Source organism: Streptomyces avidinii (genome assembly GCF_014650695.1).
GTDB lineage: Bacteria > Actinomycetota > Actinomycetes > Streptomycetales > Streptomycetaceae > Streptomyces > Streptomyces avidinii.
The window spans coordinates 45,547-65,237 of sequence record NZ_BMVL01000004.1 but is presented as its reverse complement, the minus strand read 5'-3'; the positions used below and the strand labels follow the sequence as shown (position 1 = coordinate 65,237).

Annotated in this window: 13 protein-coding genes; 7 read left to right on the top strand and 6 right to left on the bottom strand. The window is 69.9% G+C overall.

Going from position 1 to position 19,691, the window contains the following annotated elements; translation table 11 throughout:
- Positions 1–3 precede the first annotated feature (3 nt).
- The 6 genes from IE257_RS11395 to IE257_RS11370 all read left to right on the top strand — a co-directional run bounded on the left by IE257_RS11395 (position 4) and on the right by IE257_RS11370 (position 7,705).
- The gene (locus tag IE257_RS11395; RefSeq protein ID WP_007267191.1) at positions 4–666 is read left to right on the top strand and encodes a helix-turn-helix transcriptional regulator; all 663 of its coding nucleotides are present in this window, start codon (positions 4–6) and stop codon (positions 664–666) included.
- 161 nt (positions 667–827) lie between these two features.
- Positions 828–2,111: an HRDC domain-containing protein gene (locus IE257_RS11390; protein ID WP_189967470.1), complete on the top strand. Its 1,284-nt coding sequence runs from the start codon at positions 828–830 to the stop codon at positions 2,109–2,111.
- Positions 2,112–2,261: 150 nt separating this feature from the next.
- Complete coding sequence (locus tag IE257_RS11385; RefSeq protein ID WP_189967469.1) at positions 2,262–3,017, top strand: ferritin-like domain-containing protein; 756 nt, start codon at positions 2,262–2,264, stop codon at positions 3,015–3,017.
- Between the two features lie 206 nt (positions 3,018–3,223).
- Positions 3,224–4,450 (top strand): thiolase family protein, encoded by a 1,227-nt coding sequence (locus IE257_RS11380; RefSeq protein ID WP_053177207.1) that lies wholly within the window; start codon positions 3,224–3,226, stop codon positions 4,448–4,450.
- Positions 4,447–6,576, top strand: a complete 2,130-nt coding sequence (locus IE257_RS11375; RefSeq protein WP_189967467.1) for a 3-hydroxyacyl-CoA dehydrogenase NAD-binding domain-containing protein — start codon at positions 4,447–4,449, stop codon at positions 6,574–6,576. The genes IE257_RS11380 and IE257_RS11375 overlap by 4 nt, the downstream gene beginning before the upstream one ends.
- A gap of 91 nt (positions 6,577–6,667) precedes the next feature.
- Positions 6,668–7,705, top strand: a complete 1,038-nt coding sequence (locus tag IE257_RS11370; protein WP_189967464.1) for an LCP family protein — start codon at positions 6,668–6,670, stop codon at positions 7,703–7,705.
- A gap of 94 nt (positions 7,706–7,799) precedes the next feature.
- Here IE257_RS11370 and IE257_RS11365 read toward each other — a convergent pair whose 3' ends face one another.
- The 6 genes from IE257_RS11365 to IE257_RS11340 form a co-directional block, all read right to left on the bottom strand.
- On the bottom strand, positions 7,800–9,299 hold the full coding sequence (locus IE257_RS11365; protein WP_189967462.1) for an amino acid permease: 1,500 nt from the start codon (positions 9,297–9,299) through the stop codon (positions 7,800–7,802).
- A gap of 124 nt (positions 9,300–9,423) precedes the next feature.
- The gene (dxs, locus tag IE257_RS11360; RefSeq protein WP_189967460.1) at positions 9,424–11,373 is read right to left on the bottom strand and encodes a 1-deoxy-D-xylulose-5-phosphate synthase; all 1,950 of its coding nucleotides are present in this window, start codon (positions 11,371–11,373) and stop codon (positions 9,424–9,426) included.
- Positions 11,374–11,636: 263 nt separating this feature from the next.
- Positions 11,637–12,893, bottom strand: coding sequence for a sugar ABC transporter permease (locus IE257_RS11355; protein WP_229920332.1), 1,257 nt, complete (start codon positions 12,891–12,893; stop codon positions 11,637–11,639).
- 59 nt (positions 12,894–12,952) lie between these two features.
- On the bottom strand, positions 12,953–13,741 hold the full coding sequence (locus tag IE257_RS11350; RefSeq protein ID WP_052876943.1) for an ATP-binding cassette domain-containing protein: 789 nt from the start codon (positions 13,739–13,741) through the stop codon (positions 12,953–12,955).
- 162 nt (positions 13,742–13,903) lie between these two features.
- Positions 13,904–15,019, bottom strand: coding sequence for a substrate-binding domain-containing protein (locus IE257_RS11345; protein WP_189967457.1), 1,116 nt, complete (start codon positions 15,017–15,019; stop codon positions 13,904–13,906).
- A gap of 117 nt (positions 15,020–15,136) precedes the next feature.
- Positions 15,137–16,351: an ROK family transcriptional regulator gene (locus IE257_RS11340; protein ID WP_189967455.1), complete on the bottom strand. Its 1,215-nt coding sequence runs from the start codon at positions 16,349–16,351 to the stop codon at positions 15,137–15,139.
- A gap of 592 nt (positions 16,352–16,943) precedes the next feature.
- Here IE257_RS11340 and mgtA point away from each other — a divergent pair.
- Entirely contained in the window at positions 16,944–19,664 is a 2,721-nt protein-coding gene (mgtA, locus tag IE257_RS11335) for a magnesium-translocating P-type ATPase (RefSeq protein ID WP_189967453.1), read from the top strand.
- Positions 19,665–19,691 lie beyond the last annotated feature (27 nt).

The following is a 19,691-nucleotide window of genomic DNA, read 5'->3' as shown; positions in this document are numbered from 1 at the left end:
TAGGTGTCCGTTCTTCTCGAGCAGCCCGCAAGCCTGGTCGCCTACCGCCCGAACAAGCCGACGGCCATGGTCGTCGTGGCCGACCCGCGCGTCCGCTCCACCGTGACCCGCCATCTGTGGGCCCTCGGAGTACGTGACGTGATCGAGGCGTCGTCCATCGCGGAGGCCCGCCCCCGCGTCGGCAGCCCGCGCGACATCTGCGTGGCCGACGTACACCTGCCCGACGGTTCCGGTCTCACCCTGCTCTCCGAGACCCGGGCCGCCGGCTGGCCCAACGGCCTGGCCCTGTCCGCCGCCGACGACATCGGCGCCGTGCGCAACGCCCTCGCGGGCGGAGTCAAGGGCTACGTCGTCACCGGTACGCGGACCAACATCGGGCTCCCCACCCGGCCCGGCGCCGCCCCCATCGGCGCTGCCGCCGCCCGTATGCACCGCCGCCCCCCGGGTGCCCCGAGCCACCCGGGCGGCTACCGCGAGCTCTCCGGCCGCGAGGTCGAGGTCCTGCGCCTCGTCGCGGAGGGCCAGTCCAACAAGGCCATCGGCGTCTCGATGGGCCTGTCCGCCCTGACCGTCAAGTCCCACCTCGCCCGGATCGCCCGCAAGCTGGGCACGGGCGACCGCGCCGGCATGGTCGCCGTGGCGCTGCGCACCGGGATCATCCACTGACCGGGGGCCGCGCCCCCCGGATACCCGCCTCCGCAGCCGCTGCCTGGAAACCTCCCGGGAGACCCCCGGAGGACGCCGGGAAAACGCCCCGCATACCGCTCGCGCCCGTCGACGGAACGTTCCGGCGACGGGCGCGTCGTATACACGGATACCCTTGACCGGTGACCGACGCCCAAGATCCCGCAGCAGACCTGCGCACCACCACCGGGGGCGGCCCCTCGGACGACGTCGTTGTTCCGCCCGGTGGGCTGCCGACTCCCTTGTTGGAGCCCCGCGAGGGCATTCCTCCGGTGGTCGCCGACGCGGACGCCCTTGCCGAAGTGGTCGCGGCCTTCGCCGCGGGCACCGGCCCCGTCGCCGTCGACGCCGAACGGGCCTCCGGGTACCGGTACGGCCAGCGCGCCTACCTGGTGCAGCTGCGCCGCGAGGGCGCGGGGTCCGCACTGATCGACCCGGTGGGCTGTCCCGACCTGTCCGCACTGGGCGACGCCCTGTCCGGTACCGAATGGATCCTGCACGCCGCCACCCAGGACCTGCCGTGCCTGCGGGAAATAGGCATGGTGCCCACCTCCCTGTTCGACACCGAGCTGGCCGGCCGCCTCGCCGGTTTCCCGCGGGTCGGGCTCGGCGCGATGGTCGAGAGCGTGCTCGGCTACGCGCTGGAGAAGGGCCACTCGGCCGTCGACTGGTCGACCCGTCCGCTCCCCGAGCCGTGGCTGCGCTACGCCGCCCTGGACGTCGAGCTGCTGGTGGACCTGCGCGACGCGCTGGAGAAGGAGCTGGACCGGCAGGGCAAGCTCGAATGGGCCCGCCAGGAATTCGACGCCATCGCCTCCGCCCCGCCCGCCCCGCCGCGCAAGGACCCGTGGCGCCGTACGTCCGGCATGCACAAGGTGCGCCGGCGCCGGCAGATGGCGGTCGTGCGCGAGCTGTGGGAGTCCCGGGACCGGATCGCGCAGCGGCGTGACGTGTCGCCGGGCAAGGTGCTGGGCGACGCCGCGATCGTCGAGGCAGCGCTCGCCCTGCCGGCCAACGTGCACACCCTCTCCGCCCTGCCGGGCTACGGGCAGCGGATGGGCCGGCGCCAGCTGGACCAGTGGATGGCCGCCGTGGACCGGGCGAAGGCCCTGCCCGAGAGCGAGCTGCCGCAGCCCGGGGCGACCCCGGCCGGTCCTCCGCCGCCGCGCTCCTGGGTGGACAAGGACCCGGCAGCCGCAGCCCGGCTCTCGGCGGCCCGTACCGCCGTCTCGGCGCTGGCGGAGAAGCTCAACCTGCCGCAGGAGAACCTGATCACCCCGGACACGGTCCGCAGGCTGTGCTGGGAGCCGCCGCAGCGGCCGGCCGCGGACGCGGTGTCGCAGGCCCTGGCGGGCTACGGCGCCCGGCCCTGGCAGATCGAACTGGTGACCCCGGCGCTGGTCACGGCCCTGGCCGCCACCGCCTGACGCACCCCCTGGGACCGGTTCGCCCGAGAGCCCCCGGCCGATCACAGCGGCCGGGGGCTCTCGCGCGTCCGCGCGCAGCGAGTGTCCCGGTTCCGCCACAACCACCCGGGGTATCTTTTGAACACGCTCAAAGCTCGCTAGTTTTTGAACATGATCAATCGCGAATACGAGGCGTGGGTACGGGACTTCGAGGCCGAGCGGGAGCGCCGCGCGACGGTGGGCGATCCCGCGTGGACCCGGGGCGCGGCGCTGGATCCCGCGCTCGTGCGGAGCCTTCAGCGGTTCCAGGTGGGTGAGGACGGGGACGGCTCCGCCCTGATCGGGAAGGCGGAGCGGGCCGGGGATCCGGTGTACGCCGCGGCGGTGCGGCTGTTCGTCGCGGAGGAGCAGAACCACGCGCGGATGCTGGCTCTGCTGCTGACGGCCGGGGGCGCGGGCACCCTGTCCGGGCACTGGAGCGACGCGGTGTTCGTGCGGCTGCGCAGGCTCCTGGGGCTGCGGGTCGAACTGCTGGTGCTGATGGTCGCGGAGGTGGTGGCCCTGCGGTACTACCGGGCGGTGCGGGACGGGGCCCCGGATCCGCTCACCGCGGAGGTGGCGGGCCGGATCCTGGCGGACGAGGAACGGCACGTGCCGTTCCACTGCCGACGGCTGCGCGAGGGGCTGTCCCCCCTCCCGGCTCCCGTCCGCCGGTGCGCGACGGCGGCCTGGCGGGCCCTGCTCGCGGGGGCGGCCGTGGTCGTCGCCGCGGACCACGGCCCGGCCCTGCGCCACCTGGGCGTCGGGCGCCGCGAGTTCACCGCGGACGTGATCCGCTCCTCCGGCCCCCTGGCCGGGGCGATGCGCACCGGTCCCGGCCGATCCCCCGCGCCCGCCCCGGACGAGTCCAGCCCCGTCGGCGCGTGAGGCCCCGGCCCCCGGGGCGCGGTCGCGGGGGGGCAGGCGCAGCCACGCCGCCCGCGCCGGGGAGTGTGACCTTCGCCGCTCCTCCGGGAGGGGGTGTGCACATTGGTTACCCGCAAGTAGCATGGTCGGGTGAGCGGGCGCTCAGCGACCTATGCCGAACGCCCCCGCGCGCAGCAGTGCACACCCGCACCTGGAGGAGAGCCAACGTGCCTCGTACCGTCAGGGACGTCGTCTTCGTCGACGGCGTCCGCACCCCGTTCGGCAAGGCGGGCCCGAAGGGCATCTACCACGAGACCCGCGCCGACGACCTCGTCGTGAAGGCGATCCGGGAGCTGCTGCGCCGCAACCCGGACCTGGACCCCAAGAAGATCGACGAGGTCGCCATCGCCGCGACCACGCAGATCGGTGACCAGGGCCTCACGCTGGGCCGTACCGCCGGCATTCTCGCGGGCCTCCCGCAGTCCGTCCCGGGCTACTCCATCGACCGCATGTGCGCCGGCGCGCTGACCGCCGTGACCGCCGTCGCGGGCGGTGTGGCCTTCGGTGCGTACGACGTCGCCCTCGCCGGCGGTGTCGAGCACATGGGCCGTCACCCCATGGGCGAGGGCGTGGACCCGAACCCGCGCTTCGTCTCCGAGAAGCTGGTCGACGAGTCCGCCCTGTTCATGGGCATGACCGCCGAGAACCTGCACGACCGGTACCCGACGATCACCAAGCTCCGCGCCGACGAGTACGCCGTGCGCTCGCAGGAGAAGGCCGCCAAGGCGTACGCCGACGGCAAGATCCAGCAGGACCTGGTACCGATCTCGGTCCGCAACACCAACGCGGAGGTCGGCGAGACGGGCTGGGGCCTGGTCACCACCGACGAGCCGATGCGCCCGGGCACCACGCTGGAGAACCTGTCCGGCCTGAAGACCCCGTTCCGTACGCACGGCCGGGTCACCGCGGGCAACGCCGCCGGTCTCAACGACGGTGCCACCGCCGCGATCATCGCGTCCGAGGACTTCGCCCGGGAGAACAACCTCCCGGTCAAGATGCGCCTCGTCTCGTACTCCTTCGCGGGAGTCGAGCCCGAGGTCATGGGCTACGGCCCGATCCCGGCCACCGAGAAGGCCCTGGCCCAGGCCGGCCTGACGATCGATGACATCGGTCTCTTCGAGGTCAACGAGGCCTTCGCGGTCCAGGTCCTCGCCTTCCTGGAGCACTACGGCATCGCCGACGACGACGCCCGCGTGAACCAGTACGGCGGCGCCATCGCCTTCGGTCACCCGCTCGCCTCCTCGGGCGTGCGCCTGATGACGCAGCTGGCCCGTCAGTTCGAGGAGCAGCCGCACGTCCGCTACGGCCTGACCACCATGTGCGTCGGCTTCGGCATGGGCGCCACGGTCATCTGGGAGAACCCGAACTTCAACGCCGAGGGAGACTCCAAGTGAGCACCACCGCTGAGCTCCTGAAGGGCGCGGCCGAGCTGTTCCCGGACGAGGTCGTCACGTCCGCGCACGTCCGCCACCTGGACCTGCCGTTCGGCGCCGGGCGCTTCGCGCTCATCACGCTGGACAACGGCTTCGACCACACCAAGCCGACCACCTTCGGTCCGCAGTCGCTCGCCAACCTGAACGCGGCGATCGACCAGGTCGAGCAGGAGGCCATCGCCGGCTCCATCGTCGGCGCGGGCATCACCGGCAAGCCGTTCATCTTCGCGGTCGGCGCCGACCTCAAGGGTGTCGAGCTGCTGAAGAAGCACGACGAGGCGCTCGCCATCGGCAAGGGCGGCCACGACGTCTTCAAGCGCCTCTCCGCGCTGGCCGTACCGACCTTCGCGTACTACAACGGCGCGGCCATGGGCGGCGGCGTCGAGGTCGGTCTGCACTGCACCTACCGCACCGTCTCGAAGGCCATCCCGGCCTTCTCGCTCCCCGAGGTCTTCCTCGGGCTGGTTCCCGGCTGGGGCGGCTGCGCCATCCTGCCGAACCTGATCGGCGCCGAGCGCGCGATCTCGGTGATCATCGAGAACTCGCTCAACCAGAACAAGCAGCTGCGCGGCAAGCAGGTCTTCGACCTGGGCATCGCCGACGCGCTGTTCGAGGGCGCGGACTTCCTGGAGCAGTCGCTCCTGTGGACCGCGAACGTCCTGAACGGCACCACCGAGGTCGTCCGCTCCGAGATCGACCGCGGCGAGGCCTGGGACGCGGCCGTCGCCAAGGGCCGCTTCATCGCGGACTCCAAGGTGCACGGCGCCGCTCCCGCCGCCTACCGCGCGCTGGACATCATCGCCGCGGCCAAGTCGGGCGACCTCCAGGCCGGCTTCGACGCCGAGGACGCGGCCCTGGCCGACCTCATCATGGGCGGCGAGCTGCGCTCGGGCATCTACGCCTTCAACCTGGTCCAGAAGCGCGCCAAGCGCCCGGCCGGTGCCCCGGACAAGTCCCTGGCCCGTCCGGTCACCAAGGTCGGCGTCGTCGGCGCGGGCCTGATGGCCTCGCAGCTGGCGCTGCTCTTCCTGCGCCGCCTGGAGGTGCCGGTGGTCCTCACCGACATCGACCAGGAGCGCGTGGACAAGGGTGTGGGCTACGTCCACGCCGAGATCCAGAAGCTCCTCGGCAAGGGCCGCATCAACCAGGACAAGGCCAACCGCCTGACCGCCCTGGTGACCGGTGTCCTGGACAAGGCCGAGGGCTTCGCGGACGCGGACTTCATCATCGAGGCCGTGTTCGAGGAGATGTCCGTCAAGCAGAAGGTGTTCGCGGAGGTCGAGGCGGTCGCCCCGGCGCACGCGATCCTCGCCACCAACACCTCCTCGCTGTCGGTGTCGGAGATGGCCTCCAAGCTCCAGCACCCGGAGCGCGTGGTCGGCTTCCACTTCTTCAACCCGGTCGCGATCCTCCCGCTGCTGGAGATCGTCCGCGGTGAGCAGACCGACGACGCCTCGCTGGCCACGGCCTTCGGTGTCGCCAGGAAGCTGAAGAAGACCGCGGTCCTCACCAAGGACGCCCCGGCGTTCGTCGTGAACCGCATCCTGACCCGCTTCATGGGCGAGATCCAGAACGTCATCGACGAGGGCACCCCGGTCGTCACGGCGGAGAAGGCCATCGAGCCGCTCGGCCTGCCGATGTCCCCGCTGGTGCTCCTGGAGCTCGTGGGACCTGCGATCGGTCTGCACGTCTCCGAGACCCTGAACCGCGCCTTCCCGGAGCGCTTCACCGTCTCCCCGAACCTGGCTGCCGTCGTCAAGGCGGGCAAGCGCGGCTTCTACGTCTACGATTCCGGCAAGCCGGAGCTGGACCCCGAGGTCGCCGCCCTCCTGGTCCAGGGCGATGTCGTCCTGACCGAGGAGCAGGTCCGCGACCGCGTCCTGGACGCGGTGGCGCAGGAGATCGGCCTGATGCTGGAGGAGGGTGTCGTGGCCGAGGCCCAGGACATCGACCTCTGCCTCATCACGGGCGCCGGCTGGCCCTTCCACCTGGGCGGCGTGACGCCGTACCTGGACCGTGAAGGCGTCTCGGAGCGCGTCAACGGCAAGAAGTTCCTCGCCCCCGGCCTCGCGAGCGTGCCGGTCTAGTACCGGTCGCAGACAGCCGTACAGCGGCTCGGCCCGCTCCCTCCGGGGGGCGGGCCGAATCCGTTCGAATACCTGTCTAAGATTCACCCTCATGACGGAAAAGCACGCGCGGCCCAAGCGCCGCCGCCGCGTTCTGCGGATCACCCTGCTGCTGGTCGCCGTGCTGATCCTGGGCACGGCCGGGGCCGGCTGGTGGGCCTACAGTCACCTGAACTCCAACATCGACAGCGTCGACCTGGACCAGGCGATCGGCGACAACCGACCCAAGAAGGTCGTCGCGAACGCCCAGAACATCCTGGTGCTCGGCTCCGACTCGCGGGCCGGGGCCAATGCCGATCTCGACCACGGCGATGTCAGCGGCGCCCGCTCGGACACCGCGATGCTGGTGCACATACCCGAGGGCCGGGCCAAGGCGACCGCGGTGAGCATCCCCCGCGACACCCTGATCACCCGGCCCGAGTGCAAGGACGGGAAGGGCAAGACCCTGCCGTCCGCCAAGCGGGTCATGTTCAACTCCGTCTACTCGCTCGCCGGTCCGGCCTGTGTGGTCAACACGGTGGAGCAGCTGTCCGGTGTCCGCGTGGACCACTTCGTCGAGGTGGACTTCGCCGGCTTCAAGGGCCTGGTCGACGCGCTGGGCGGGGTCACCGTCACCCTGGACAAGCCGATGAGCGGCGCCAAGGGCGGCCTCAAGCTGGACGCCGGCTCGCACCGGCTGAACGGCACCGACTCGCTCAAGTTCGTCCGTACCCGCTACGGCTACGGCGACGGCAGCGACCTCGGCCGCATCGGCCTGCAGCAGCAGTTCATGATGGCCATGCTGTCCGAGATCAAGAAGCAGGACGCCCTCGGCAACCCGGCGCGGCTGTACAAGCTCGCGGACGCCGGGACCAAGTCGCTGACCACCGACTCCGACCTCGCCTCGCTCACCGCGCTGTCCGACTTCGCGCAGAGCATGAAGGGCGTCGACCCGGACACGATGGAGACGATCATGCTTCCGGTCGCCTACGACAAGGTGGACCCGAACCGCGTGGTCGTGGCCGAGCCGCAGGCGACCCAGCTGTGGGAGGCCCTGCGCACCGACCAGAAGGTCCCGGCCTCGGCGAAGAACTCCCCCGCCAAGGGCTGAGCCGCCTGCCGCACCGCACGCACGACGCAGCGGGCCCGTACGGGAATCTCTTCCGTACGGGCCCGCTGCGTCGTGTGCGGCCGGCGAGCGGCGCTCAGAACTTCGCGTCCTGACCGACCTTGTGCAGGCGGCTGTTGCGGTAGCCGTAGAGGAAGTAGACGACGATGCCGATGGCCATCCAGATGCCGAAGCGCAGCCAGGTCTCGGCCGGCAGGTTGAGCATCAGCCAGAACGAGGCCGCGATCGACACGATCGGGATGAACGGCACCCACGGGGTCCGGAAGGACCGGTGCAGGTCGGGGCGGGTCTTGCGCAGGACGATCACGCCCAGCGCGACCACCACGAAGGCGAACAGGGTGCCGATGTTCACCAGTTCCGCGAGGGTCTCCAGGCTGGTGAAACCCGCGACGATCGCGATGATCCCGCCGAGCAGCAGGGTCGCCCGGTAGGGGGTGCGGTACTTCGGGTGCGTCACGGAGAAGACCCGCGGCAGCAGTCCGTCACGGCTCATCGCGAAGAACACGCGGGTCTGGCCGAGCAGCAGGATCATGCACACGGTGATCAGACCGACGGCCGCGCCGAGGCTGATGGCACCCGAGAAGAACGGCTGGTTCACCGATTTGAAGGCTTCGGCGAGCGGCGCGGTCGGGGACATCTCCGAGTACTTCTGCATGCCGGTGACCACCAGGGTCACGGCGACGTACAGCACCGTGCAGACCAGCAGCGAGCCGAGGATGCCGCGCGGCATGTCCCGCTGTGGGTTCTTGGTCTCCTCGGCCGCCGTCGCCACCACGTCGAAGCCGATGAAGGCGAAGAAGATGAGCGAGGCCGCCGTGAAGATGCCCATGACGCCGAAGTTCGTGGGCTCGTAGCCGAAGAGCAGCTGGACCAGGGGCGAGTGCCAGCCGCTGACGCCCTCGGCCTGTGGCTGGGCCGGCGGGATGAACGGCGAGTAGTTGTCGGCCTTGATGAAGAACAGGCCCGCGATGATGACCAGCAGCACGACCGTGACCTTGATGGCGACGACGACCGCGGTGATGCGGGCCGAGAGCTTCGTCCCGACGACCAGGATCGCCGTCAGCGCCAGGACCAGCAGGAACGCCAGCAGGTCGAAGTGGCCGCCGGCATCGGGGCCGGACAGGGAGGTCGGCAGGGTCCAGCCGAGGTTGGTGTCCATGAGGTGGCGTACGTACCCGGACCAGCCGACCGCGACGACGGCGGTGCCGAGTGCGAACTCCAGCACCAGGTCCCAGCCGATGATCCAGGCGGGCAGCTCACCGATCGAGGCGTACGAGAACGTGTACGCCGACCCGGCCACCGGGACGGTGGACGCGAACTCGGCGTAGCAGAGCGCCGCGAGGGCGCAGACGATGCCCGCTGCCACGAAGGCCAGGGCGGTGGCGGGACCGGCATTGTTGCGGGCGGCGATGCCCGTCAGGACGAAGATGCCGGTGCCGATGATGACGCCCACCCCGAAGACCGTGAGGTCCCAGGCGGAAAGCGACTTCCGGAGCGCGTGCTCCGGCTCCTCCGTGTCGCGGATGGACTGCTCCACCGTCTTGGTACGGAATGGGCTGTTCAGATCCTTGCTCACCGACGCCTCCGAGAGGTGACGACGCACGAACGGGCCGGGAGGCCCACTCCTCAAGAGTGATCTCCCGGCCCGTGACGTGCAACCGCGCCTCGATCTACGAACGGCGCGCGCGGCGGTTTCCGGACTAGTCGACGGCGGCGGCCGGCTCGCTGTCGTAGCGGCCGTCGAGCTTGGCGACCAGGCCGGTGACCTGCCGGGCGATGTCCGGCGCGGTCAGGCCGATCTCGGCCAGGATCTCCTTGCGGAGGGCGTGGTCGAGGAAGCGCTGCGGAATGCCGAAGTCGCGCAGCGGTACGTCGACGCCCGCGTCCCGCAGGGCCTGCGAGACGGCCGCTCCCACACCGCCGGTGCGGCCGTTGTCCTCGACGGTGACGACCACGCGGTGCCGGTCCGCGAGCGGGGCCAGGGCCTCGTCCACGGGCTTGACCCAGCGGGGGTCGACCACGGTCGTGGAGATGCCCTGCTTGTCCAGCAGATCGGCGATCTCCAGGCACATCGGGGCGAGCGCGCCGACCGAGACGAGCAGTACGTCCCCAAGGGGTCCCCCCAGGCCCGAAGGGCCGAGGGGGTGGGTGACCTCGGCGCGCGGGGCCCGCAGGACGTCCATGCCGCCGATCCGGCCGACGGCCGGGACGGCCGGGCCGACGACGCCCTTGGAGTAGCGCACGACGGTCGGGGCGTCCTTGACCGCGACGGCCTCGCGGAGCTGGGCGCGCAGCTGCTCGGCGTCGCGCGGGGCGGCGAGCCGCAGACCGGGGACGACCTGCAGGATGGACATGTCCCACATGCCGTTGTGGGAGGCGCCGTCGTCACCGGTGACACCGGCGCGGTCCAGGACGAAGGTGACCCCGCACTTGTGCAGGGCCACGTCCATCAGGACCTGGTCGAAGGCACGGTTGAGGAACGTGGCGTACACCGCGAAGACCGGGTGGACCCCGCCGGTGGCGAGGCCCGCCGCCGAGGTGGCGCCGTGCTGCTCGGCGATGCCGACGTCGTAGATCCGGTTCGGGAAGGCCTCGGCGAACTTGTTGAGGCCGACCGGGTGGAGCATCGCGGCGGTGATGCCGACGATGTCCTCGCGCTCGTGGCCGAGCTTGACCATCTCGTCGGCGAAGACGGAGGTCCAGCTGGCCGCGGCGGTCTTCACCGGCAGACCGGTGTCCGGGTGGATCACGCCGACCGCGTGGAAGCGGTCCGCCTCGTGCTCCAGGGCCGGGGTGTAGCCGCGGCCCTTCTGGGTGAGGCAGTGCACGATGACCGGGCCGCTGAAGCGCTTGGCGCGCTGCAGGGCGGACTCCAGGGCCTCGATGTCGTGGCCGTCGATGGGCCCGATGTACTTGAGCCCGAGGTCCTCGAACATGCCCTGCGGGGCGATGAAGTCCTTGAGCCCCTTCTTGGCGCCGTGCAGGGTCTCGAAGAGCGGCTTCCCGACGACCGGGGTGCGCTCCAGGATCTCCTTGCCGCGGGCCAGGAAGCGCTCGTAGCCGTCCGTGGTGCGCAGGGTGGCCAGGTGGTTGGCGAGGCCGCCGATGGTGGGGCCGTAGGAGCGCTCGTTGTCGTTGACGACGATGACGAGGGGGCGGTCCTTGGCGGCGGCGATGTTGTTCAGCGCCTCCCAGGCCATGCCACCGGTCAGCGCGCCGTCGCCGATGACGGCGGCGACGTGGTGGTCCTCGCGGCCCAGCACCTCGTTGGCCTTGGCCAGGCCGTCGGCCCAGCCGAGCACGGTGGAGGCGTGCGAGTTCTCGATCACGTCGTGGTCGGACTCGGCGCGCGAGGGATAGCCGGACAGGCCGTTCTTGGTGCGCAGGCCGGCGAAGTCCTGGCGGCCCGTGAGCAGCTTGTGGACGTAGGCCTGGTGGCCGGTGTCGAAGAGGACCTTGTCCTTGGGCGAGTCGAAGACCCGGTGCAGGGCGATCGTCAGTTCGACCACCCCGAGGTTGGGGCCGAGGTGCCCGCCGGTCTTGGAGACGGCGTCGACGAGGAAGGACCTGATCTCGGCCGCGAGCTGGTCGAGCTCCTCCTGGCTGAGCCGGTCCAGATCGCGCGGTCCCTTGATGCGGGTCAGCAGCACCCGTGCCTCCTTGCAGTTGCTAGCTGGTCTGTCGAGTCTAATGTTCCGCTCCCGGGCTCGGTCATCGGGCCGTCCCGGGGGAGTCACACCTTTGTCATACATGTACGCACGAATGCTCGGCCACACATCACATACGGGCGTATACCCGCACATGAGTACCCCGTACGTGTAAGCACGGATGCCCGGCGCCACAAGAAGTGGCGCCGGGCACTGTGACCGGTCTTACCGCCGAATGCCGCTCCGGCGGGCGATCGGACGCGCTGTCAGGCGCGTCCGGCCGTCTTCTGGGTCTTGCGCGAGACCGAGTCGATCACCACGGTGGTCAGCAGCACCGCACCGGTGATCATGTACTGGATCGGCGTCGCGATGCCTTCCAGAGCCAGACCGTACTGGATCGAGACGATGACCATGACGCCGAGGAGGGCGTTCCAGGTCCGGCCCCGGCCGCCGAAGAGGCTGGTGCCGCCGATGACGGCCGCCGCGATCACGTTCATCAGCAGGTCGCCGGCGCCGGCGCTCTGGTTGGCCGCCGCGATCTTGGAGGCCCAGAACAGGCCGCCGATGGCGGCGAAGGTGCTGGAGATCGCGAAGACCGTGATCCGGATCCGGGTGACGTTGATGCCCGCGCGGCGGGAGGCCTCGACGCTGCCGCCCAGTGCGAAAACGTTTCGCCCGAAGGTCGTGCGGCGCAGCAGGAAGTCCGTGACGACCAGGGCCAGCAGGAAGAGCACCACCGCGAGCGGCAGGCCCTTGTACTGGTTGAACAGCACGGCGGGGCCGAAGGTGCACAGCGCGAGCAGGCCGGTGCGCAGCAGGACCTCGACGAGCGGCCGGGAGGGCATCCCGGCGGCCTCGCGGCGCCTCGCGTCGAGGAAGGACGCGAGGAAGTAACCGGCCACCGCGAGCGCGGCCAGCCCGTAGGCGACGGCCACGTCCGAGAAGAAGTACGTGGTCAGCTGGCCGACCACGCCGTCGGAGTCGATGTTGATCGTGCCGTTGCTGCCGAGGATCTGCAGCATCGCGCCGAGCCAGAAGAGCAGGCCCGACAGGGTGACGGCGAAGGCCGGGGCGCCGATCTTGGCGAAGAAGAAGCCGTGGATGGAGCCGATCAGGGCCCCACCGACGATGGCCGCCAGGATCGCCAGCCATTCGTTCACGCCGTGGGTGACGGCGAGGACGGCGACGATCGCCCCCGAGACACCGCTCACCGAGCCGACCGAGAGGTCGATCTCACCGAGCAGCAGCACGAAGATGATGCCGATGGCGATCATGCCGGTGCCGGTCATCGTGATCGCGATGTTGGTGAGGTTCTCCGGGGAGAGGAAGTTCGAGTTCAGCCCCTGGAAGATGGACCAGATGACGATCAGGCCGATGACGACCGGGAGGGAACCCAGGTCGCCGGCCTTCATCTTGCGCTTGAACTCGCCCACGTATCCGGCGAGGCCCTCCTCCCTGACGAGCAGGCGGGGGTCCACGGCCGGGATCGCGTCGTGCGCGGCCGCCGGGTTGACCGGGTCGATGTGCTCCTGCTGCTCGACGGGGCCCTTGTCCAGTGGACCGGTGGCAGGGTTCTGGGTGCTCACTTGCCGGCCTCCGAGGTGCGGGCCGCCCGGCGGGTCACGGCGTTGTCCGTGGCACCGGTGATGGCGGAGATGATCTCTTCCTGCGAGGTGTCGGCGACATTGAAGACACCGTTGTTGCGGCCGAGCCGCAGAACCGCCACCTTGTCGGCGACGGCCTTCACATCGGCCATGTTGTGGCTGATGAGGATGACGGCGTGGCCGCGCTCGCGCAGCCGCTCCACCAGGTCGAGGACCTGGGCGGTCTGCTCGACGCCGAGGGCGGCGGTGGGCTCGTCGAGGATGACGAGCTGGGGCTCGCCCAGCATGGAACGCGCGATCGCCACGGTCTGGCGCTGACCGCCGGAGAGCGAGGCGATGGGGATCCGGACACTGGGGATCCGGATGGACAGGGTGGTCAGGAGCTCGCGGGCGCGCCGCTCCATCTCCACCTCGTCGAGGATGCCGAAGCTCTTGAGCTCCCGGCCGAGGAAGAGGTTGCCGACAACATCGATGTTGTCGCAGAGCGCCAGGTCCTGGTAGACCGTCGCGATGCCCAGGTTCTGGGCGTCGTGGGGCTTGCCGATGGCGACCGGGCGGCCCTCCCACTCGATGACACCTTCATCGATGGGATGCACGCCGGCGATCGTCTTGACCAGCGTGGACTTTCCGGCACCGTTGTCGCCGACGAGGGCGACCACTTCACCGGAGTGGATCTCGAGTTCTACGTCGGTGAGGGCCTGAACGGCGCCGAACCGCTTCGAGACCCCTCGCAACGCCAGCACGGGCGCAGCGGACACATGAACCATCTCCTTCGCCGCCTGACCGGCGGGGATGTCGTGCAAAAGAGCAGGAGCAGGGCGTATGGGGGAGGAACGTTTCTGCCCGGCGCCCCGCCCGGTGGCGGGGATGAGGGGGCGGGACGCCGGTCAGGCACGGGGGGCCGTCTCGCGGGGAGACGACGGGGGCCGCTACTTCAGGCCGGCGGCGGCGCAGGCCGCCGCGTACTTGTCGCTGCAGATCTCGTCGATCGAGTAGACGCCGTCCTTGACGACGGTGTCCTTGATGTTGCCCTTGGTGAGCGAGACGACCGGGATCAGCACGGACGCGACACCCTTGGTGGTCGGGCTGTCGACCGTGGAGGTGGTGACTCCCTCGAGCTTCTCGCCCTTGGCGAGGGCGACGGCCATCTTCGCCGCGGCCTCGGCCTCGGGGGCGTACGGCTTGTAGACGCTCATGAACTGCTCACCCGCGACGATGCGCTGCACACCGGCGAGTTCGGCGTCCTGGCCGGTGACCGGCGGAAGCGGGGAGACACCGGCCGCCTTGAGGGCGGTGATGATGCCGCCGGCCATGCCGTCGTTGGCGGAGTAGACGCCGACGACCTTGTCCTTGCCGAGCGCGGAGAGGGCGGCCGCCATGTTGGTGTTGGCGTTCTCCGGCTTCCACTCGACGGTGTCGTACTCCTTGCCGACGTTCACCTTGCCGTCGAGGACGGAGTGCGCACCGGACTTGAAGAGCTTGGCGTTCGGGTCGGTGACCGAACCGTTCATCATGACGATCTGGCCGTCCTTGGCCTTGTCGCCCAGCGCCTCCAGCAGCGCCTTGCCCTGGACCTTGCCGACCTCTTCGTTGTCGAAGGAGGTGTAGGCGTCGATCGGGCCCTCGGCCAGGCGGTCGTAGGCGACGACCGGGATACCGGCCTCCTTCGCCTTCTTGACCGAACCGGCGATGGCCTTGGAGTCCACCGCGTCGACGATGAGGACGTCCACCTTGTTGGTGATCATCGTGTCGACCTGCGAGTTCTGCGTGGTCGCGTCCTGCTTGGCGTTGGCGTAGACGACCTCGCCCTTGCCACCGGTGAGCTCGGCGACCTTCTTCTCGATGAGCGGCTTGTCGAACTTCTCGTAACGCGCGGTCTGGTTCTCCGGCAGGAGCAGACCGACCTTGATCGCGTCGCCCTTGGCAGCGCCGGAGGACTCCTTGGTCTTGTCGCCGGCCTCCTTGGCACTGCCACAAGCGGCGAGGGAAACGGCCATGGCGCCGGCGGCAACGGCTACAGCGGCTCTGCGCATTCGCGTGTTCATTACTTGAACCTCCCTGACGAGGCCGCTACGCCGCGGCCGAGGTGGATGTGAGTCAACCCCGGCCGCGTTTTGCCGTCAAGGAGTGAATTCTTAACGAGATGACAACGGTGCCATTCGTTATCTACCTGAAGACAAGACCGCTGGAGCGCGCACTCCACTTCCATGATCTGACAAAAGTGTCGAATCGCCCATCTCGCTGAGTACGAGCGCCAGCGCTCCCAGCACCTCGGCGCGCCCGCCCAGGTTCCCCGTCAGCACCGACAACTGCCGGGCCGCGCTGGGGATCGCGTACCTCCCCACTGATTCACGGATGGGGGCGAGGACCAGTTCACCTGCCTCCGCCAGCGAGCCGCCCAGGACCACCCGGCTGGGGTTCAGGAGGTTGCAGAGACTGGCCACTCCGCTGCCGATGTGCCGGCCCACGTCCGTGATCACGCGGCGGCAGCCGGGATCCCCCTCACGGGCCAGTTCGACCACCCGCTCCATCGTCAATTCCGGCCCGTGCGTGCCCTGGAGCAGCGGCAGGACGTACCGGGCGGCCGCGAAGGTCTCCAGGCAGCCGCGGTTGCCGCAGCGGCAGACGGGGCCCGATTCGTCCAGGGTGATGTGCCCGATCTCGCCCGCCGTGCCGCCGGGTCCGCGGTAGATCTGGCCGTTGATCACGAGGCCCGCGCCGACGCCGCTGGCCACCTTGATGTAGGCCAGGTCCTTTACTCCCCGCCCGCTCCCCCAAACGAGTTCACCGAGGGCGCCGAGGTTCGCGTCGTTGTCCACGTAGACGGGCACCCCGAGGCGCTGCGAGAGCTCCTGGCGGGGGTTGATGCCCGCCCAGCCCGGCAGGATCGCGGTCGAGCCCAGGGTCCCGGACTCCACGTCGATCGGACCGGGCACGCCGAGCCCGACGCCGATGACCTTCTCCAGCCCCACCCCGATGCCCGCGATCAGGCGGCCGACCAGGGCCTCCGCCCGGTCGAAGCCGTCCGCCCAGGAGGCGTCGACGTCGAGCGGCTCGGACTCCTCGGCCAGCACCTGGTGGGCAAGGTTCCCCACTGCCACCCGCAGGTGGGTGTGGCCGAAGTCGACACCGATGACGATCCCCGCGTCACCGCTGAGCGAGACGCTGCGGGCCCGGCGGCCGCCGGCCGAGGTGTCCGTGACCTCGACGGTCCCGCCGTCCTTCAGCTCCCGGACGATGTTGGAGACCGTGGCCGCCGACAGTCCGGTGGCGCGGGCGATCTCCGCCTGGGTCAGCGATCCCGCGAGCCGCACCGCCCGCACGACCCGTTCGAGATTCGCGCGATGCAGCGACGACTGCGATCCGGGAGTCTGCACGACTCATCCACTCCTGCCCATTAGCGACGGCAAGCCGTCGCCCCCCGGCCGGGACACGTCACGGCTTCACGCTCCGAGGCCCCGGCATCTCTCCAACTTGTGAACCTTAAGTCGATCCTTTGCGCATCCAGACGTCAAGAGGCTGACGCGGCATGAAACGGCCACTACTGACCTAAAGGGGGAGGGAAACGGCCCCCTGGATCGTGCTACGGTCGCTGAGGCGCCGATCATCTGTGGCCTTTCAGGCTGGATCGGGCGTTTTGTAATGACCGCGCTGCGCAAGGAGGTGTTCGGGATGAGTCCCGATCGAAGTCCTTGCAGCGCTCTCGTCGGCTGACCTTGTGACCGGCTGACCTTTCCTGCGTACGCACGGCAGCGGCGGACCGCTGTCCCCGCGCGCTCGCGTTGCTGCGCGTTCTTTCCTTCCACATTCCCTTCCTTCCGCATGCCCTGCCAACTCTGCCGGGCGTGCGTCATCCATGCCCATCGGCGTGCCCGCGGTCCCTTCGGACCGCTGCGCGCCGACCCATGATCACTCCACGTGACCGCTCGGCTTCGCGCTGCCCGGACACCGTGGAGGGAGGTATTCGTCATGACCATGCTCACCCCCCGTACCCCGACCAAGCTCGCACCGCCGGGCCGGTCCCGCCGCGAGCGCCGGGCCGCCGAGCTGCAGGCCCATACCCGGCTCGTCGGCGAGCGCCTCGCCGGGATCAGCGCCCGTTCCGGCGTCCAGGTCCTGCAGGAGGTGGACGCCTCGCCCGCCGGCCTCACCCACGCCGAGGCCGCCCTGCGCCTGGAGCGCCACGGCGCCAACGTCGTCGCCCACGAGCGCGCCCCCCGCTGGTACCGCCAGCTGGCGAAGGCCTTCCGGAACCCCTTCATCGCCGTCCTGGTCCTCCTCGCGGCGGTCATGTACTGGCAGGACCCCGCGGACCCGGGCGTCGTCATCCTCTCCGTGATGGTGGGGATCAGCGGGCTGCTGCGGTTCTGGCAGGAGTTCCGCTCGGGCCGCGCCGCCGACGCGCTGAAGAAGCTCGTCTCCACCACCTGCGCGGTGCAGCGCCGGGCCGGCAGCGGATCCGCGCCCACCACGTTCGAGGTGCCCATGGACCAGGTGGTCCCCGGCGACGTGGTCAAGCTGGCCGCCGGCGACCTGATCCCGGCCGACCTGCGGCTCATCACCGCCAAGGACCTCAATGTCGGCCAGGCCGCGCTCTCCGGCGAGTCCCTGCCGGTGGCCAAGGCCGACACCCGCCTGCAGGACCTCGGCAGGCCGGACGCGACCGACCCGGTGGAGGCCGACAACCTGGTCCTGATGGGGACCTCGGTCACCTCGGGCACCGCCACCGGCGTGGTCGTCGCCACCGGCGCCGACACCTACTTCGGCTCGATGGCCGGCTCGCTGGTCGGCGAGCGCCCGCAGACCAATTTCGACACCGGCGTGCGCAGGGTCAGCTTCCTGCTCATCCGCTTCATGCTGGTGATGGTCCCGGTCGTGTTCATGATCAACGGCTTCACGAAGGGCGACTGGGACGAGGCCTTCCTCTTCGGCATCGCCGTCGCCGTCGGGCTGACCCCCGAGATGCTGCCGATGGTCGTCTCCGCCAACCTGGCGCGCGGGGCGGTGGCCATGTCCCGGCACAAGGTGGTCGTCAAGCGGCTCAACGCGATCCAGAACCTGGGCGCGATGGACGTGCTCTGCACGGACAAGACCGGCACGCTCACCGAGGACCGGATCGTCCTGGACCGCTACCTGGACGTGCACGGCAACGAGGACACCGAGGTGCTGGAGTACGGCTACCTCAACTCGCACTTCCAGACCGGTCTGAAGAACCTGATGGACCAGGCCGTCATCGACCGCGTGGACGAGGCCGAGGAGGTTGTCGTCGACGCACGGTTCTCGATGGTCGACGAGATCCCCTTCGACTTCGCCCGGCGCAGGATGTCCGTGGTCCTGGGGCGCAATTGCGTGGTGGGTGACTTCGGGCGAGCCGAGCACATCATGATCACCAAGGGTGCCGTGGAGGAGGTCCTGGCCCTGTGCACCCACATGAGGGACCGCGGTGAGAGGGTCGAGCTGACCGAGCAACTGCGGTGGCACGTCACCCGGATCGCCGAGGACAACAACCGGCAGGGCCTGCGGGTCCTCGCCGTCGCCACCAGCACGATGGACACCCCCCGGGAGACCTACGCGGTCGCCGACGAGGACGGGCTGACCCTGGTCGGTTTCCTCGCCTTCCTCGACCCGCCGAAGGCCGACGCAGCCCGGGCCCTGACGGGCCTGGCCGACAAGGGCATCGCGGTGAAGGTCGTCACCGGCGACAACGAGCTCGTGGCCGCCCGGGTCTGCGCCGACGTCGGCATCGACGTCGGGCAGGTGGTGCTCGGCTCCGGGACGGACGACCTCGACGACGCGGCGCTGCGCGCGCTGGCCGCCCGTACGACGGTCTTCGCCAAGGTCAACCCGGTCCAGAAGGCCCGGATCGTACGGGCCCTGCAGGCCGACGGGCACACCGTCGGGTTCCTCGGCGACGGCATCAACGACGCGGCCGCGCTGCGGGACGCCGATGTCGGCATCTCGGTGGACACCGCTGTGGACATCGCCAAGGAGTCCGCGGACATCATCCTGCTGGAGAAGGACCTGACCGTCCTGGAGCAGGGCGTCATCCAGGGCCGGACCACCTTCGGCAACACGATCAAATACATCAAGATGACCGCGTCGTCGAACTTCGGCAACGTCTTCTCGGTCCTGGTCGCGAGCGCCTTCATCCCCTTCCAGCCGATGCTCGCGATCATGCTGCTGGTCCAGAACCTGGTCTACGACATCTCGCAGCTGGCGACCCCGTGGGACCGGATGGACGAGGAATACCTGCGCAGGCCCCGCAACTGGGACGCCAAGGGCATCGGCCGCTTCGTGGTCACCATCGGTCCGGTCAGCTCCGTCTTCGACATCTCGATGTTCCTGATCATGTGGCACGTCTTCGGGGCGAACAGCGCGGCGGAGCAGTCGCTCTTCCAGTCCGGCTGGTTCATCGAGGGCCTGCTCTCGCAGACCCTGATCGTCCACATGATCCGCACCCGGAAGATCCCCTTCATCCAGTCCCGCGCCTCCTGGCCGGTGATGGCGATGACCGTCCTCGCGGTGCTGACCGGGCTCTGGCTGCCCTTCTCGCCGCTGGCGCCCTCGCTGGGCTTCGTGGCCCTGCCGGCGAGCTACTTCCCGTGGCTGATCGGCGTACTGCTCGCGTACTGCACGCTCACCCAGCTCGTGAAGACCTGGTACATCCGCCGGTTCAACACCTGGCTGTAGCAACCGCAGCGGAAGGAGGGAGAGGCC

Excerpts from the sequence above, each read along its gene's own strand:
- IE257_RS11385 (WP_189967469.1), top strand. The coding sequence starts at position 2,262 with ATGATCAATCGCGAATACGAGGCGTGGGTACGGGACTTCGAGGCCGAG.
- IE257_RS11370 (WP_189967464.1), top strand. The coding sequence starts at position 6,668 with ATGACGGAAAAGCACGCGCGGCCCAAGCGCCGCCGCCGCGTTCTGCGG.
- IE257_RS11350 (WP_052876943.1), bottom strand. The coding sequence starts at position 13,741 with ATGGTTCATGTGTCCGCTGCGCCCGTGCTGGCGTTGCGAGGGGTCTCG.
- IE257_RS11345 (WP_189967457.1), bottom strand. The coding sequence starts at position 15,019 with ATGAACACGCGAATGCGCAGAGCCGCTGTAGCCGTTGCCGCCGGCGCC.
- mgtA (WP_189967453.1), top strand. The coding sequence starts at position 16,944 with ATGACCATGCTCACCCCCCGTACCCCGACCAAGCTCGCACCGCCGGGC.